This window comes from Enterococcus sp. 3G1_DIV0629 (assembly GCF_002141285.1).
GTDB classification, from domain to species: domain Bacteria; phylum Bacillota; class Bacilli; order Lactobacillales; family Enterococcaceae; genus Enterococcus_B; species Enterococcus_B lactis.
Map to the genome: position 1 here is coordinate 244,066 of NZ_NGLI01000001.1, position 15,301 is coordinate 259,366.

The window sequence follows — 15,301 nt, forward strand, 5'->3', positions numbered from 1 at the left end:
TTTATTTGTTCTTATCCCCTATTGACTTTTCTTTCAAACATGCTATTCTAATTTTATTCTAATAGTATCCGATGAGAAGGAAAGTAGACAGGAAATGGTTCAAGAGAGGCTTTGGTTGGTGTAAAAAGCTAGAAGTTGACTGTCGAAAATGGCCTTAGAGGATTTTTTGTCGAAAGGTAGGCAAAAACGAACAGTCTTTCGTTACCAAGACCACTGATTTTATTGTCAGGCTGAGAGAAAGAATGTTTTTTCTGAAAAAAGGTGGTACCACGAGTATAATCGTCCTTTTACTAGTATTTGCTAGTAAAAGGATTTTTTTTTACAAAAAACAAAGAAAAGAGTGAGTGAAATGAGCAAAAACAAACCATTTACAGTAGATCATGTCGGAAGTTTCTTACGTCCGCAATCAATCAAAGAAGCAAGAAAAAAAGTTCAAGAAGGCTTACTTTCAAAAGAAGAACTTCGTACAATCGAAGATCAGGAGATAAAGAGATTAGTAGAAAATCAAAAAGCAGTGGGCATCAAAGGAATTACGGATGGCGAATTTCGGCGCGGATTTTGGCATCTTGATTTTTTAGAAGAACTAAATGGTATCGAAGGCTATGTTCCAGAAACTGGATATAATCAAACATTCCACGGGAAAGCAGCTCCAGCTTATAATATTCGGGTAGTAGATAAATTATCTTTCAATCCAAACCACCCATTTTTAAAAGATTTTGCTTTTCTGAAAGAAGTAGTGGAAACAGATGATACTTTTGTCGCAAAGGCAACGATCCCTAGTCCCACGATGATTTTACGACAAGAGATTCTATCTAACGATGGTTCTTCAAAAATCAATGAGATCTATCCTGATCTATCTGATTTTTATGAGGACTTGTCCTCTACTTACAAAGCAGCCATCCATGCTTTTTATGAAAAAGGTTGCCGTTACCTGCAATTCGATGATACAAATTGGGCGTTTTTAGCTGATCAAACTAAAAGAGAAACACTTCTTCAAAAAGGAATTGATCCGAAAGAAATGGCCCATATTTGTACAGAGATTATCAATAACGCACTGGAAGACAAACCAGAAGATTTGACGATCACGACACATATCTGTCGCGGGAATCACGCTTCTTCTTGGCTGTTCTCCGGTGGATATGAACCCATTGCAGAAGAGTTGTTTTCAACGAATTATGATGGTTTCTTTTTGGAATACGATTCTGAACGAGCAGGTGATTTTACCCCTTTAAGACATTGGAATAACAAAGAAAGTAAAGTCGTTTTAGGATTAGTTACTTCTAAGTTTCCAGATTTGGAAGATACGGAGAAGATAAAAGAACGAATAAAAGAAGCACAACAATTTGTACCGTTGGAAAATCTAAGTATCAGTCCTCAATGTGGGTTTGCTTCAACAGAAGAAGGAAATCATTTAACAGAAGAAGAACAATGGAAGAAAATCCAATTATTGCAGCAAGTCGCAAAAGAAGTTTGGCTATAAAAAATGTGGGCTTGGGAAAAATGTAGTGTTCCAAAAAGTTCGCTTTTCATGGAGTGGAGAGATCCACTCTTTTTATTTTCTGATGATTAGCCGTATCCCATAAATCCTTCACTATATTTTTCATTTTCTATAAACCAAAAGGAAAAAAATGACCTTTCCCTCTTTTCGATAAAATGATACGGTAATCGACAAAAGAAAGGGAGGAGATTGTATGAAAAGGAACAAAATGTTTTCACATTTTTTCAAAAAAAATAAACGATATGATCTTGTGAGTCAAAGTAACGAAAGCCAACAGAAACTAAATGCTCATTTTCAAGCCGTAGGATTTGATGTATACACGGATGTGTTAAAATATTTGCGCATGTATGAGAAGAAATACTATGCAGAAGAAACTAGTCATTCTAATTCTATGGAAGCATATTATCGGTTGGACTATGTTGCAAATTTAGCACAAATGACCTGGAGACCACCTTTTACTGGGGATACACCATCAAGTGAATTTATAAAATATTTTAAAAAAGACATGGTTGGTCAACTACAAGATAAAATTTATTTATCTGATTATCTTCATTATTGGTTGAATATAGAAAAAGAAAAATTGAACTATATAAAATCTACATGGCGATACGATGAAGAATTAAAAAAAACTTTCGAAGAAGAAAATAAAAAAACTTTCCAAATACACTATACTCTTTTGTTCTGGTGTCTTGATGGAAAAATCCCAAACAGAAAATTGAATAACCAAGCTGTAAATGATATAGTCAACCGAATGTCCGTTCATCATTATGCGATTCATGAGGAAGTCAAAAAATATTATAACAATAGAAGAGACATTTTTGGAGAACTAGTTCCTAGCATCTCACAACGTAAGCCAATCGACCCGGCTCACTTAAAGAAGTTACAGCAAATTTTGTTAGAAAAAAGAATAGAAAACAAAAATGAAAACAAAAAAACATCTAATAGAAATATCATATTAGGCCCTGGTGTTGAGAGATTAATATGAAGCCTTATAACATTAGGCGCCGTTATTCTAGAGACGACTATGCGTTAAGATTTATCTCAGAACCAAAAGATGGTTTTTCTAATGAAAAGAAACGCCTAAAATAACCAAACTGTGGAATATTTAAACTTTCTTAAACTATAACCTAATAAATGTGAAGAAATAATGCACAATTTCTTCACATTTATCTTCTATTCTATATACATACCAACCAACAACCCTATATACTTTTTCATTTTTACTCCTCAAGTAAAAATAACTCCTAGACCGCGGCTACCCACCGCGGTCGTTTTTTTATTCTTCAATCAAAATCGCTTTGATACCCAAACCTGACAAGATTCGTGCAGAAGTATAAGTATTCAGTCCTCTTCTAAAAGTAATGTAAACTTTTTTATCTTTTGGGATTTCATTGATTCGATCTCGTAATTCATTCATTGGAATATTTTTTGTTGCCGAGATACTGCCAGAAGGTGCTTTATTAGGTTCACGTATATCTAAAAAGAACGCTTCTTTCAAATCGTTTTCGGGTATATCACCTGCTTTGATTGTTTCTACGATATTTGTCATTTGATTAATTGCGACATAACCAGCTATATTCAGCGGGTCACGGGTAGTAGAATATGGGGGAGAGTAAGGCAACTCCAGATCGGGCAAATCAAAGACAGTCAAGTTTCCGGTGATCGCTACAGAAAGCTCTCCCATCCGTTTATCGACTCCCTTTTCTCCAAATGCTTGTCCACCTAAAATCCGACCGCTATCTGCATCAAAAATCAGCTTTAGATTTAATCTTGTGGCTCCTGGATAGAAATAGGCATGGTCAAAAGGAGTGATAAAAACAGTTTTGTAATTCGTTATGCCTGATGCTCTTAGTGCATGTTCTGTCATTCCAGCATAACTTGCTGTATAATCAAAGATTTTTGCGACACCCGCACCAATATATCCGCGATAGCGCATAGGCGTACCATTTAAAATATCTGCCAGCATGTGTCCTTGACGATTGGCCGCACTGGAAAGCATACTTTGAATCGGCTGCCCAGTCACTACACTAGTCGTTTCGATAATATCACCAATCGCATAGATGTCCGGCAGATTGGTTTGTAACTGGTCATCAACAATGATCTGGCCTGTATCTGATAATTGTATGCCGGCTGCTTTCACCACTTCATTATTCGGAGAAACACCAACAGCAAAGACAAGCATATCAGTGGAAAGGACGGAGCCATCTGATAATACTAATTCTCGACCTTTTTCACGGATCTCAGTAACTGTTGTTTCTAAATGAACGGTTAGTCCTTCTTTTAGCAATTTGTCATAAACTAGATCAGCGATTTCTGGATCATAAGGGAAAGCGACTTGCGGCAATTGATCGATTAAAGTCACGTCTAAGCCGCGATGCTTGAAATTCTCCGCTAATTCCAGACCCATGACACCTGCGCCAAGAATGACGACATGTTGTGGATCTTTTTCTTCCAGGAACGATTTGATTCGATCCGCATCCGTCACACTGCGAAGGACAAAGCCGTTTTCTGCTTCAAAAACTCCGGGAATATCCGGGTAAGCTGGTCTAGCACCAGAAGAGATGATCAACTTATCGTAATCCGTTTCTGTCTCTTTATTTGTAGATAGGTCTTTAACTAGTAATCGCTTAGCAGATGGATCGATTGCTGTTACTTCGTGTTTAGTAAAGACATCGATGTTGTTTTTTGTTTTCAATATTTCTGGTGTACGTTCGATCAGCGAGTCACGGTTCGTGATCACACCACCTAAATAATAAGGCAAAGCACAACTTGCGTAAGAAATATTCTCTCCGCGTTCATAGATAATGATTTCGTGTGCTTCATTCAATCGACGGAAACGAGTGGCAAATGAAGGACCGCCAGCTACACCGCCAATGACAACAACTTTCATAAAAACATCTCCTTTTCTACGTTGATCGTACTATGTTATGGCAAAAAACAGCAAATAATTGTGCCGGAAAATTATTGTTTATTTTGTCAGTAGAGAAAAATAGTAAGAAAAAGAGAACGGTTTCGCTATGTTTCTGCATAAAAAAGAAAGAGGCTATGACAACAGTGCTGTCACAACCTCTTTCCATTGGCTTTTAATTCTCGTATTCTTCTAATTCCAAGCTTAGTTCTTCCCATTCCGACAATTTTGTTTCTTGATCTTGTCTAGCTGATTCTAAAGCTTGGTTCAGCTCATTGAGTTTTACGTGATCTTCCAGATTTTCTGGTGCGACCATTTCTTGTTCCAACCGATCGATCCATTCATCGATCCGCGTCATTTCTTCTTCAACCTGAGTGATTTTTCGTTGAAGGCTACGGATAAGCTTTTGCTGTTCTTTGCTCTGGTAATAATCGGATTTATTCGTAGGAGCAGGAGCGGATTCTGGCTCATCTTGTGCCAACAATTCGGCGATTTCTTCTTCTTCTTGTTTTTTCTCTAAATAATAATCATAGTCTCCAAGATAGACTTTACTGCCATTTTCAGAGAGTTCGACGACTTTTGTCGCAATCCGATTGATGAAATATCGGTCATGGGAAACAAAAAGCAGTGTGCCATCGTAATCGATCAATGCATTTTCTAATACTTCTTTGTTGTCAATATCTAAATGGTTTGTTGGTTCATCCAAAATCAAAAAATTTTCTTTGTTCATCGCTAGCTTGGCTAAAGCAACCCGTGCTTTTTCACCGCCGCTTAACAGAGGGATTGGTTTTTCTACATCTTCGCCAGAAAATAAGAAAGCACCTAAAGCACTTCGAATGTCTTTTTCTGGAGTGGTAGGATGCTCATCCCACAATTCTGCTAGAATCGTCTTGTTTGTATGCAGATCAGCTTGCCCTTGATCATAATAGCCGATGGTGACATTTGTCCCTAGCGTTTCTTTGCCACGGATAAAAGGAATCTGGTGGATAATCGATTTCAGCAACGTCGATTTTCCGATACCATTCGGACCTACTAGAGCAATCGCTTCTTGTCGGCGGATATCCAAATTGATTGGTTCAGATAAGGTGACATCATCATATCCGATAGCGGCATCTTCGATCTGCAAGACAACATTTCCAGAAGGTTTTTCTATACTGAAAAGAAAGTTTGCTTGTTTCTCATCCCCTTGAGGACGATCCAGACGTTCCATTTTTTCTAATGTCTTTCTGCGACTTTGCGCCCGTTTAGTGGTAGAGGCACGAACAAGATTCCGAGCAACGAAGTCTTCTAATTTGTGGATCTCTGTCTGCTGCTTTTCATAAGCCTTCCATTCACTTGTCAGCTGTTCTGCTTTCAAGTCTAGATACTTCGAATAGTTGCCTTTGTAATGGCGCATTTTTCTTCTGCTTAGTTCATAAACTTCATTGACTACTTTATCTAAGAAATAACGGTCATGTGAAACAATCAGTAATGCACCGGTATAACTTTGCAGATAATTTTCAAGCCAGGAAAGCGTCTCGATATCCAAGTGGTTTGTGGGTTCGTCTAGAATCAAAATGTCAGGGTGTTGTAAAAGCATGCGAGCTAGAGCTAAACGTGTACGCTGTCCACCTGATAAAGTATCGATTTTCTGGTCATAAAAGGAAGAATCGAATTTAAAACCATGCAATACGGAACGAATTTCATTTTCATAACCATAGCCGTTTCGATCCGAAAAATCGTGTTGCAGGCGATCATATTCTTTTAAATAAGAAGTATAAGCGGGTGTATCTGGCGTACCTTCGCTAATGAAAATCTCTAGTTCGCGCATCCGCTGTTCCATTTTTCTAACTTGTTCAAAAGCTTTCAACATCTCGTTCCACACTGTTTCATTGGAATCAAGTCCTGTGTCCTGAGCGAGGTATCCGAGAGTCGCTGTTTTATTTTTAGCAATCTTTCCATCATCTGGTGCTTCAATTCCAGCAATGATCTTCAATAAAGTCGATTTTCCAGCGCCATTTCTGCCAACTAAAGCGACACGAGCGCCTGTACTGATTTCTAAATGTATGTTTTCAAATAAGACTTCTGCACCAAAATGGCGAGCAATCTGATTGGCTTGTAATAATATCATGGAATCCTCTTTTCTACTTTGTGAATTCTCCTCAAATAAAAAACTATTTTTCAATTAGTAGTCTACCATAAATTCCCTCATACTGCGAGATTTGCAGAAATGATAAATAAATGAATAAAGAATAAAATTTCACAATATCTGAGCAATGGAATTGATTTTTTCCTATAAATACTGCTATGATGGAGAAATCAAAGATGTAATTAGACAATACGTGGAGGTCATTTCGTGAAAGATCATATTATTCCAAAGGCGACAGCAAAAAGACTGCCTTTGTATTATCGTTATTTAAGGATTTTAAATAATGCTGGAAAGAAAAAAGTGTCTTCAACTGAATTAAGTGAAGCCGTTCAAGTAGATAGTGCAACGATCCGTCGAGATTTTTCTTATTTTGGCGAATTAGGAAAACGTGGGTATGGGTATGATGTAGAAGATCTTATGCACTTTTTTGCGAAGACATTAAATGATGATCAATTGACAAATGTTGCGCTGATTGGTGTAGGGAACTTGGGAAGTGCTTTACTAAAATATAAATTCCATCAAAGTAATAGCATACGTATCAGTTGTGCTTTTGATGTGAATGAGGAAATCGTTGGACGCATCGTAGACGGTATCCCCGTTTATCCAATGGAAGATATGTCGGAACAAATCAAGATCCAGCAAATCGAAGTAGCGATTTTAACGATTCCCGCTGAAAGAGCACAAGAAGTAGTCAATCAGTTAACGGAAGCAGGAATCAAAGGAATCTTGAACTTTACCGCTGCTCGATTGAATGCTCCGTCAGATGTATTGATCCAAAATGTTGATTTGACGAATGAATTGCAAACCTTAATCTATTTCTTGCATTCTGACGCAAATGCGCATTCCGAAAATACAGCAGAATAAAAATAAAAAGCGATTGAACAAATGAAGGCAAAACTTTCACTTGTTCAATCGCTTTTTTCTGTTTGGATAATGATTATTCTGTTCGAAAGATTTCTTCATAAGAAAGAGAGTCATCTTCTGCTGTCAGTTCATCTAGTAAATACCGGATTTTTTTAAAGTCGATGAACCGCGCTTGCCGAAAGACCTCTTTGCCTTGATGAAAAATCAGAACAACTGGCGCAGTCAATACTTCAAATCTGCTAGCTACTTCTGGTGTTTCGAATGCATCCAAATGAAGTGCCGGAATATCATAATGGGTGAGCAGCTCCTCCAATCGTGGACGAACAGCGTGACAAACACTGCAATTAGGCATCGAAAGATAAACGATGGCAACGGATGATTGTTGCAGTATGTCTTGAACTTCAGTCAAGTTAGTGGTTTGTTTCATTTTCATTCTCCCTTTTGTGATAGAAGTGATATGTACGAGACCTTAATTTAATGGGAATAATAGAAAAAGTCAATTGAAGTGCTTTGATAAAAAATAAGAGTTGTGTAAAAATTTACAGAGCAACTTGTTTTTTTTTGAATAAAAGCGTATATTTGCAAAGCGAATGAACTAGAAATGAAAAGGAGGAAACTCATGTTTTCTTTTATTCCCAATTCGGTTTTGCAGATGAGTACGATTTTCTTATCGATCGTTATCGAAGCATTGCCCTTTGTACTATTAGGTTGTCTTATCTCAGGCGCCTTACAAGTATTTTTGACCCCAGAACGTGTGAAGCGATGGCTTCCTGAAAATCGTATATTCTCTATTTTTACTGGTTCGATCTTAGGATTTTTCTTTCCTTCATGTGAATGCGGCATCGTACCAATCGTTCATCAGTTTGTAAAAAAAGGCGTGCCGGTCCACACAGCATTTGCTTTTATGCTGACAGCGCCAATCATTAATCCCATCGTGATTTTTTCCACGTTTATCGCATTTGGCAATTCTTGGCAGATGGCAAGCTGGCGGGTGATAGGCAGCTTTTTTGTTGCCCTTGTGATTGGTGTCTGGCTTGCCTATTTTCAAAAAGACGCTGTATTGAAAGAAAAAATCTCCTCTAAAGTAGCAGAAGATCACCACCATCATGTCCATGAAGAAGAACACAGTGATAAGAATGAACCAAAAAATCGGCTGATCCATCAAACGGGGCATGTGTTGACACATTCAATCGATGAATTTTTTGATACAGGTCGTTATTTGATCATTGGTGGGTTAATCGCAGCTGCGATGCAGACTTATTTACCAACTAGAGTGATGCTAACGCTCGGCTCAACAAAGATTTTAGCCATCATTATCATGCTGTTATTAGCTTTTACGATGTCTCTTTGTTCAGAAGCAGATGCGTTTATCGGGTCTTCTTTGTTAAGTCTGTTCGGCACAGCACCTGTAGCTGCCTTTTTGGTCTTTGGTCCGATGGTCGATATCAAAAATCTATTGATGATGAAACGATATTTTACAGGACGTTTTATTTTATCGCTGATCGGACTGATTGCCCTTAGCGTTGTTGGATTCACATTATTTATCTAGGAGGAAAAGTATGCTGCGGTTTTTGATTTTATCTGGCTATTTCGAATTGATGATGTATTTGCAAGTTTCTGGCAAACTTGATCAATATATCAATGTCCACTATCGTTATTTAGCTATTCTTTCGATGATTTTATCTGCTCTTTTGGCTTTAGTTCAGCTGTATTTGTGGGTCAAAAACGGAAAAGCAGAGGAAGAGACGCACGAGCATAATCATGATCACGACCATGGGTTATCGAAACCTTATCAACGTGGAATCGCCTATGTACTGCTTGCTTTGCCAGTGATCGTTGGTACGTTGTTTCCAACAGTTAGTCTGGACACTACGATCGTAGAAGCCAAAGGATTTAATTTTCCGGTAAGCAAAGAATCGGTAGGGGATCCGGAAATGCAGACACAATACCTAAAGCCGGATACAAGTATTTATTTCAACAAATCAGACTACTTAGACCAAATGAATGAACTGAAAGAGAAGTATGGGGATAAGCAGACTATCGAGATCACAGATGAAAATTATTTAGAAGTCATGGAGCTAATCTATAATTACCCTAGCGAATTCATTGGCAAAAAAATCAGCTACGAAGGATTTGTTTACCAAACACCGAACGATAGCAATGCAGATGTCTTCTTGTTCCGATTCGGTATTATCCATTGTGTGGCAGATTCAGGAGTCTTTGGATTGTTAACACATATGCCTGAAGGAGTAACGGTTAAAAATGATGAGTGGTATAAAATAGAAGGAACCATCCAATCGGACTATTATCAACCATTCAAGCGTGAAATTCCATCTGTAGTTGTGACAAACGCTGAGAAAGTCTCTGCTCCGAAAAATCAGTATGTGTATCGTTCTTTTTAAAAGAAAAAAATAAATGAACATAGCTCAGACAGTTGACGTGTAAGGACGTCGGTTGTCTGGCTTTTTTTGTATGAGATATTTGGCTATTTGATATGTTTTGTAAAATGATATTTATTTTAGAAGTTGCATACTGAATGTAGTTGATGGCGGTTTCAAAGGTGTTGGAAAAGATTGTGAAGAGAATTACAATTTATTCCTAAAATGTATTTAGAAAAATGGTATGCAATAATTTAAATAGTAAAATATCAAGTGGAGGTACTTTGTATGATAACACGTATATTTATTTTGGATGACAGTTTGGTTTTTGAAAAAATGATAGAAGATATTTTAGAAGAATCCAGAAATTTACTGATTCCTTGGAATTTCGAGATAATCAAGGGATTGAACGTCATGCAGTTTGTTGAATTTGTCAAAAACAATGACATTCGTTCATCGGATATTTTTTTTCTTGATATCGATTTGAACGCTTATTACAGCGGGATTGAACTAGGAGAAATGCTTAGAGAAAAGAACGCGAAGTGTAAAATTGTTTATTTGACCTCTCATCCGAATAAAGCAATAGCTGTTATTAACCGAAATATTACGCCTAGCGGTTATTTGATAAAAGAATTCACTTATGAAAAAAATAAAAAAAACATCCAAAGTTACTTATTGAAAGAAAAAGAGAACGAGCCTGTTCAACAAGCAAACAAAAAAAAGTGGACGTCTGTTCGTTATGGCAATAGCGATCATTATATCCATTATGATGAGATCCTTTATCTAATGAGTATGCCAGGTTATAAAAATAAAATAGGCTTGGTATTGAAAGACGAAGAGGCTCTCGTAAACGGCACAATAAAAAAATATAAAAAAACACTGGAATATGAGTATTTATGTAAAGATTTAAAAGCCTACATCATTAATACTGAAAACGTTGCATCTATTAGCCGAGTAAATGAAGTAGTAACGTTTACGAATGGAGAACAGTTAGAGATGGGTAAGAGAAGTATTGATAAACTAAAGAAATTTATTCAAGAAAAGATAGGGAATGAATCATTTTAAAAAATTAAAAATAAAGGATCATATCTAACTTTTTAGTAAACAGACTTAATTTAATCATGCAAGTTCCTTTTTCCATTTTGTTTCTCTAATACTCGGACCAAGATGCTGATTTCACCACTTCTACTAAACAGTGTTCCAGAAGTAGCTTCTTCTAAAAATAAGATGGGATTCACAAAAATTTAAGAAACCATTTTCGTGAATCCTGTCTTATTTCGTGAAGCTAATCACTTCTGTCACAACCTTTTTTTGTTACATTTCGTTTATTTAAAAAGCCGTTTTTTTCGCTTCAACATGATTGCATCACGCTTTACTTTGAAGTTGCGGATGTTATGGTTAAAGACTTCCGATAATACGAGACCTAAAGCAATTGCACCAGCTATCATGATTGCTTGGACCGCATAATGAGCCGCTTCTTGATAGGATTCAGTAACGAGATTCCGAACCGCTTGATAAGCCAAACCACCAGGGACTAAAGGAACCATCCCAGGGATATTGAAAATCGTTACAGGCATTCTCAAACGTTTAGAGAAAAGATCACTGATGAATGCGACTCCTAAAGAGCCAAGCAATGACCCGAAAGCAGCAGATCCGCCCATTTGAACACAGATCCAGTAGATCATCCAGCCGAAAGCACCAGAAAGACCACAACAAACCAATGAACGCCTAGGGACATTTGTAACAATGGCAAATGCCGCAGTCGCTAAAAAACTAAAAGAAAATTGAATAAACATCGTGCCCATACTCGTGCTCCTTTCTTAATAAAAAAGCTGGAAAATAAAAGCAATCGCAAAACCAATCATCGTAGCAGTCATCATCGCTTCTGTTCCGCGAGAAACCCCTGACACATAATGGCCAGCTAGCAAATCACGGATAGCATTCGTAATTTGAACCCCAGGAACCAAAGGCATCACACATCCGATGATAATTAAATCCTGATTGCTTCCTAAGCCAAAACGAACACTGTAGATAGCAGCTATGCCAATCAATAAAGAAGATAAAAATTCCGATAAAAATTTGATTCTAAAAAATTTCAAACTATACAGATAAACTGCGTATCCCCATCCACCAATAACTAAAGTCACAGGCAAATCGGTCATCTTTCCGCCGAATAACACCATGATCGTTCCGCTGATAACTGCCGCACTAACGATCTGCAACCAGACAGGAAAGAACGAACGGTCTCGGTCGATTGCCTGCAATTCACTGTAAAGTTCTTCTAATGTTAGTTCTGAAGCAACATACTTACGTGAAAGATCATTCACTTTTACTACTTTTTCTAAATTGATCGAACGGTTGGTAATTTGTTCCATTCGAATGGTCGAGGTACGATCAAGACCAATAAAGAGACCAGTCTGCGTGACATAGCTGACCAAACGGAAATTTCCAGAAGCTAAAGCAATTCGACTCATCGTATCTTCTACCCGATACATCTCTGCATTGCTTTCCATCATGATTTTCCCAGCGAGTAGACAAGTGTCTAGCAGCAGATCTAATTCTTTTCCCGTCATAGCATCTTCTCCAATAATTGATTGATTAGTTTTATTTTACTACAAAACATATCGGAAGCGTAAAGAATAAAAAAACTTGAGGAAGGAGTGAAAGAGGCGTATACTGTTTTTGTGCCGCGGGTGTAGTTTAGTGGTAAAATCCCAGCTTCCCAAGCTGATGTCGCGGGTTCGATTCCCGTCACCCGCTTAAAAGTGGTTGTGAAAAAGCTGCCCTGCATCAAGAAATAAGAACAACCAAGCAAAAAGCTTCTTATGTTTTTGACTTGGTTGGACTTATTACGCAGATGCAAACTTTTGAACACCGTTTGCCAAGAGGTCGTACAGAAGCCGTTTAGTTTTGAGTAGTAAGAAAAATTTTTTGATTGATAATAAATATCTTGTAAATAGTGTTTTGTGATTGAGTAGAGACGAGGAATCCGTCTCTTTTTTGTGTTTTTAAGCCGTCTAAAAACTGGTTTTATTTTTTTACTGTTTCTATTTCTTTCCAGTATTTATTTATAGGGGAACATATGTTAAGATTTAGGGAGCTGTTAGTAAAGGAGTAAAGAAATGAGCAAAAAAACAACCAAGGCGATTGTGGGGATCGTCGCTGCTGTGATTGCAGGGGCACTCGGTATTTCCACCACACAAAAAGATTCAGATATCTTCCAACAAATTACAACCATTTTTGATTCCACACCGCAAGCTTCTCAAGTAGCGGATGTGCCAGAATATGATGGAAAACATCAAGAAATAGAAATCAATGGGAATCAGCCGGAGTTTACAAAAGAGGACCTTAGTCTTTCCAAAGGGACATGGGAAAGCTATTCAAATATAGACAAATTGAACAGAGTAGGACAAGCCAATGCGATGTTGGGAAAAGACTTGTTTCCTACTGAAAAGAGAGAACCTTTGTATATTGATCCGACAGGTTGGAAACAAAAGAAATTAAGTGACGGACAATGGTTATACAACCGCAGCCATTTGATTGGTTTCCAGTTGACTGGTCAAAATAATAACATTAAAAACTTAATGACAGGGACGCGTTCGTTGAATGCTCCGTATATGCTTGTCCATGAAAATGATATTGCGGCATATATCAAGGAAACAAATCATCATGTACGCTATCGTGTCACTCCTCATTTCGAGGGAAATGAACTGGTAGCAAGAGGTGTGCAGTTGGAAGCAGAAAGCATTGAAGACAAAAAAATTGAATTTAATGTCTTTATCTACAATGTTCAAGATGGCTACACCATCAATTATGAGACAGGGCAAGCAACGAAAACGAAAAATTAGTAGCAGCAATTCGAATTTTTTATGAACTTTATGAAAAAATTGTGTAAAAACATACTTTCAAAGAAATATAGCGTATACTTTATGAAAAGAGGGCTTTTGAAAAAGCCACAGAAAAAAGGAAAAATCAGACAAATCGTGTTTCTTAATTTATTCAGAAGTTTGGAATATTTGTTTGTAGTTTTCCCTTTCTTCGAGTAAAATAAGGGTGTAGAAGGTAAGCTGGAATTACCTTGCGGGAAAGAGGTGTAGAATCATGGGTTTTACAGATGAAACCGTACGTTTTGGTTTTGACGATAGTCGCAAAAAAGAAGTGAGCGAAACATTAGCGATTGTTTATCGGGCTTTGGAAGAAAAAGGCTACAATCCAATCAATCAGATTGTCGGCTACTTGCTTTCTGGAGACCCGGCCTACATTCCTCGTTATCGTGATGCACGAAATTTGATTCGCCGTCACGAACGCGATGAAATCATGGAAGTAATTGTCAAAGACTACCTCTCAAATCATGGAGTGAATTTATGAGAGTAATGGGCTTGGATGTCGGTTCTAAGACAGTAGGCGTTGCTGTGAGCGACCCCTTTGGCTGGACAGCTCAAGGAGTAGAAATCATTCGAATCAATGAAGCAGAAGAAGAGTTTGGCTTTGATCGGTTGAAGGAATTAGTGGCGCAGTACGAAGTAGACCGTTTTGTAGTTGGATTACCTAAGAATATGAACAATTCCATCGGACCAAGGGCAGAAGCTTCCATGTTATATGGAGAGAAGATCAAAGAACTATTCTCCTTGCCGGTTGATTATCAAGATGAACGACTAACCACTGTTCAGGCAGAACGTATGCTAGTAGAGCAGGCAAATACTTCAAGAGCGAAACGAAAAAAAGTCATCGATAAATTAGCAGCTGTGATGATTTTACAAAATTATTTAGACGGCTCAGGTAAGCAATTATTTTAATAATAAAAAGAAAAGAGGTAATCTTATGACAGAACATAACCATTCCCACGACCACGAAGGACACGAACACATTACATTGGTGGACGACCAAGGAAATGAAACATTATACGAAATCTTGCTAACAGTTGACGGACAAGAAGAATTTGGACGTAACTATGTTCTTTTATATCCAGCTGGTGTTTCAGAAGATGAAGATGTAGAATTACAAGCTTATGCATACATCGAAAACGAAGATGGAACAGAAGGCGAGTTAGAACAAATCGAAACAGACGCAGAATGGGATATGATCGAAGAAGTATTCAATACATTCATGGCGGAAGAAGAAGAATAGAACGAAAGAATGAATTAATAAGATATAAAAAAAGGGATTGTGACAAACGTCTTGTCACAATCCCTTTTTCCAAATAAACGATGCTCAATCAGCTGCCCCTCGGCATTCGCTCGAAAAACGGCGAAATATGAAGAACTATTTTGCCATTTGTTTCTCTAATAATCAGGTCAAAACGTTGATTTCACAGTCTCTTCCTTAAACGGTGTTCAATCAGCTGACCCTCGGCATTAGCTCAAAAAACGGCAAAATATGAGGAGCTATTTTTCCGTTTTTTTCTCTAATACTCAGGTCAAAACGTTGATTTCACAGTCTCTTCCTTAAACGGTGTTCTCCTGCCAACTCCTCGGTCACAAGTCACAATATTCAACAAACATGAGAAGCTGTTTTTTGAAATTGTT

The 15,301-nt window shown here is 37.6% G+C and carries 15 protein-coding genes, 1 tRNA gene and 1 other annotated feature; of the genes, 11 read left to right on the plus strand and 5 right to left on the minus strand.

Going from position 1 to position 15,301, the window contains the following annotated elements:
* The first annotated feature begins 62 nt into the window (after positions 1 to 62).
* Positions 63 to 290, plus strand: a binding site (T-box leader).
* Between the two features lie 59 nt (positions 291 to 349).
* Positions 350 to 1,480 (plus strand): 5-methyltetrahydropteroyltriglutamate--homocysteine S-methyltransferase, encoded by a 1,131-nt coding sequence (locus A5816_RS01175; protein ID WP_086310514.1) that lies wholly within the window; start codon positions 350 to 352, stop codon positions 1,478 to 1,480.
* Positions 1,481 to 1,691: 211 nt separating this feature from the next.
* Complete coding sequence (locus A5816_RS01180) at positions 1,692 to 2,483, plus strand: hypothetical protein (protein WP_086310515.1); 792 nt, start codon at positions 1,692 to 1,694, stop codon at positions 2,481 to 2,483.
* A 291-nt stretch (positions 2,484 to 2,774) separates the two neighbouring features.
* On the opposite strand, the gene A5816_RS01185 is transcribed toward A5816_RS01180, so the two are convergent.
* Both A5816_RS01185 and A5816_RS01195 read right to left on the minus strand, forming a co-directional pair.
* Positions 2,775 to 4,388: an FAD-dependent oxidoreductase gene (locus A5816_RS01185; protein WP_086310516.1), complete on the minus strand. Its 1,614-nt coding sequence runs from the start codon at positions 4,386 to 4,388 to the stop codon at positions 2,775 to 2,777.
* A gap of 193 nt (positions 4,389 to 4,581) precedes the next feature.
* Entirely contained in the window at positions 4,582 to 6,516 is a 1,935-nt protein-coding gene (locus A5816_RS01195) for an ABC-F family ATP-binding cassette domain-containing protein (RefSeq protein ID WP_086310517.1), read from the minus strand.
* Positions 6,517 to 6,741: 225 nt separating this feature from the next.
* Between A5816_RS01195 and A5816_RS01200 the strand changes: the two genes are divergently transcribed.
* Positions 6,742 to 7,398, plus strand: coding sequence for a redox-sensing transcriptional repressor Rex (locus tag A5816_RS01200; protein ID WP_002287746.1), 657 nt, complete (start codon positions 6,742 to 6,744; stop codon positions 7,396 to 7,398).
* A 73-nt stretch (positions 7,399 to 7,471) separates the two neighbouring features.
* Here A5816_RS01200 and A5816_RS01205 read toward each other — a convergent pair whose 3' ends face one another.
* Positions 7,472 to 7,825: a thioredoxin family protein gene (locus tag A5816_RS01205; protein ID WP_002320242.1), complete on the minus strand. Its 354-nt coding sequence runs from the start codon at positions 7,823 to 7,825 to the stop codon at positions 7,472 to 7,474.
* 192 nt (positions 7,826 to 8,017) lie between these two features.
* Between A5816_RS01205 and A5816_RS01210 the strand changes: the two genes are divergently transcribed.
* From A5816_RS01210 to A5816_RS01220, 3 genes are all read left to right on the plus strand, one after another.
* Positions 8,018 to 8,947 carry a permease gene (locus tag A5816_RS01210; protein ID WP_002320243.1) on the plus strand — a complete coding sequence of 310 codons (930 nt, stop codon included), beginning with the start codon at positions 8,018 to 8,020 and terminating at the stop codon, positions 8,945 to 8,947.
* Positions 8,948 to 8,957: 10 nt separating this feature from the next.
* Entirely contained in the window at positions 8,958 to 9,800 is an 843-nt protein-coding gene (locus tag A5816_RS01215) for a TIGR03943 family protein (protein WP_010732081.1), read from the plus strand.
* A gap of 264 nt (positions 9,801 to 10,064) precedes the next feature.
* Positions 10,065 to 10,841 carry a LytTR family DNA-binding domain-containing protein gene (locus A5816_RS01220; protein ID WP_038398478.1) on the plus strand — a complete coding sequence of 259 codons (777 nt, stop codon included), beginning with the start codon at positions 10,065 to 10,067 and terminating at the stop codon, positions 10,839 to 10,841.
* Between the two features lie 260 nt (positions 10,842 to 11,101).
* Here the strand turns inward: A5816_RS01220 and A5816_RS01225 are convergent, their stop codons facing one another.
* Together A5816_RS01225 and A5816_RS01230 are read right to left on the minus strand one after the other, a co-directional pair.
* Entirely contained in the window at positions 11,102 to 11,581 is a 480-nt protein-coding gene (locus tag A5816_RS01225) for a threonine/serine exporter family protein (RefSeq protein WP_002373654.1), read from the minus strand.
* A gap of 15 nt (positions 11,582 to 11,596) precedes the next feature.
* Positions 11,597 to 12,349: a threonine/serine exporter family protein gene (locus tag A5816_RS01230; RefSeq protein WP_002308449.1), complete on the minus strand. Its 753-nt coding sequence runs from the start codon at positions 12,347 to 12,349 to the stop codon at positions 11,597 to 11,599.
* Positions 12,350 to 12,465: 116 nt separating this feature from the next.
* Between A5816_RS01230 and A5816_RS01235 the strand changes: the two genes are divergently transcribed.
* The 5 genes from A5816_RS01235 to A5816_RS01255 all read left to right on the plus strand — a co-directional run bounded on the left by A5816_RS01235 (position 12,466) and on the right by A5816_RS01255 (position 14,903).
* Positions 12,466 to 12,536 (plus strand) — tRNA-Gly (locus A5816_RS01235).
* A gap of 362 nt (positions 12,537 to 12,898) precedes the next feature.
* The gene (locus A5816_RS01240) at positions 12,899 to 13,624 is read left to right on the plus strand and encodes a DNA/RNA non-specific endonuclease (protein WP_002373657.1); all 726 of its coding nucleotides are present in this window, start codon (positions 12,899 to 12,901) and stop codon (positions 13,622 to 13,624) included.
* A gap of 253 nt (positions 13,625 to 13,877) precedes the next feature.
* Positions 13,878 to 14,144 carry an IreB family regulatory phosphoprotein gene (locus tag A5816_RS01245; protein ID WP_002290885.1) on the plus strand — a complete coding sequence of 89 codons (267 nt, stop codon included), beginning with the start codon at positions 13,878 to 13,880 and terminating at the stop codon, positions 14,142 to 14,144.
* Entirely contained in the window at positions 14,141 to 14,572 is a 432-nt protein-coding gene (gene ruvX, locus A5816_RS01250) for a Holliday junction resolvase RuvX (RefSeq protein ID WP_002320247.1), read from the plus strand. The genes A5816_RS01245 and ruvX overlap by 4 nt, the downstream gene beginning before the upstream one ends.
* Before the next feature lie 25 nt (positions 14,573 to 14,597).
* On the plus strand, positions 14,598 to 14,903 hold the full coding sequence (locus tag A5816_RS01255; protein WP_002290887.1) for a DUF1292 domain-containing protein: 306 nt from the start codon (positions 14,598 to 14,600) through the stop codon (positions 14,901 to 14,903).
* Positions 14,904 to 15,301 lie beyond the last annotated feature (398 nt).

Coding starts and splice junctions, on each gene's coding strand:
- A5816_RS01230 (WP_002308449.1), bottom strand. CDS start 12,349: ATGACGGGAAAAGAATTAGATCTGCTGCTAGACACTTGTCTACTCGCT.
- A5816_RS01175 (WP_086310514.1), top strand. CDS start 350: ATGAGCAAAAACAAACCATTTACAGTAGATCATGTCGGAAGTTTCTTA.
- A5816_RS01195 (WP_086310517.1), bottom strand. CDS start 6,516: ATGATATTATTACAAGCCAATCAGATTGCTCGCCATTTTGGTGCAGAA.
- A5816_RS01185 (WP_086310516.1), bottom strand. CDS start 4,388: ATGAAAGTTGTTGTCATTGGCGGTGTAGCTGGCGGTCCTTCATTTGCC.
- A5816_RS01255 (WP_002290887.1), top strand. CDS start 14,598: ATGACAGAACATAACCATTCCCACGACCACGAAGGACACGAACACATT.
- A5816_RS01245 (WP_002290885.1), top strand. CDS start 13,878: ATGGGTTTTACAGATGAAACCGTACGTTTTGGTTTTGACGATAGTCGC.
- ruvX (WP_002320247.1), top strand. CDS start 14,141: ATGAGAGTAATGGGCTTGGATGTCGGTTCTAAGACAGTAGGCGTTGCT.
- A5816_RS01215 (WP_010732081.1), top strand. CDS start 8,958: ATGCTGCGGTTTTTGATTTTATCTGGCTATTTCGAATTGATGATGTAT.
- A5816_RS01205 (WP_002320242.1), bottom strand. CDS start 7,825: ATGAAACAAACCACTAACTTGACTGAAGTTCAAGACATACTGCAACAA.
- A5816_RS01180 (WP_086310515.1), top strand. CDS start 1,692: ATGAAAAGGAACAAAATGTTTTCACATTTTTTCAAAAAAAATAAACGA.
- A5816_RS01240 (WP_002373657.1), top strand. CDS start 12,899: ATGAGCAAAAAAACAACCAAGGCGATTGTGGGGATCGTCGCTGCTGTG.
- A5816_RS01225 (WP_002373654.1), bottom strand. CDS start 11,581: ATGGGCACGATGTTTATTCAATTTTCTTTTAGTTTTTTAGCGACTGCG.
- A5816_RS01210 (WP_002320243.1), top strand. CDS start 8,018: ATGTTTTCTTTTATTCCCAATTCGGTTTTGCAGATGAGTACGATTTTC.
- A5816_RS01220 (WP_038398478.1), top strand. CDS start 10,065: ATGATAACACGTATATTTATTTTGGATGACAGTTTGGTTTTTGAAAAA.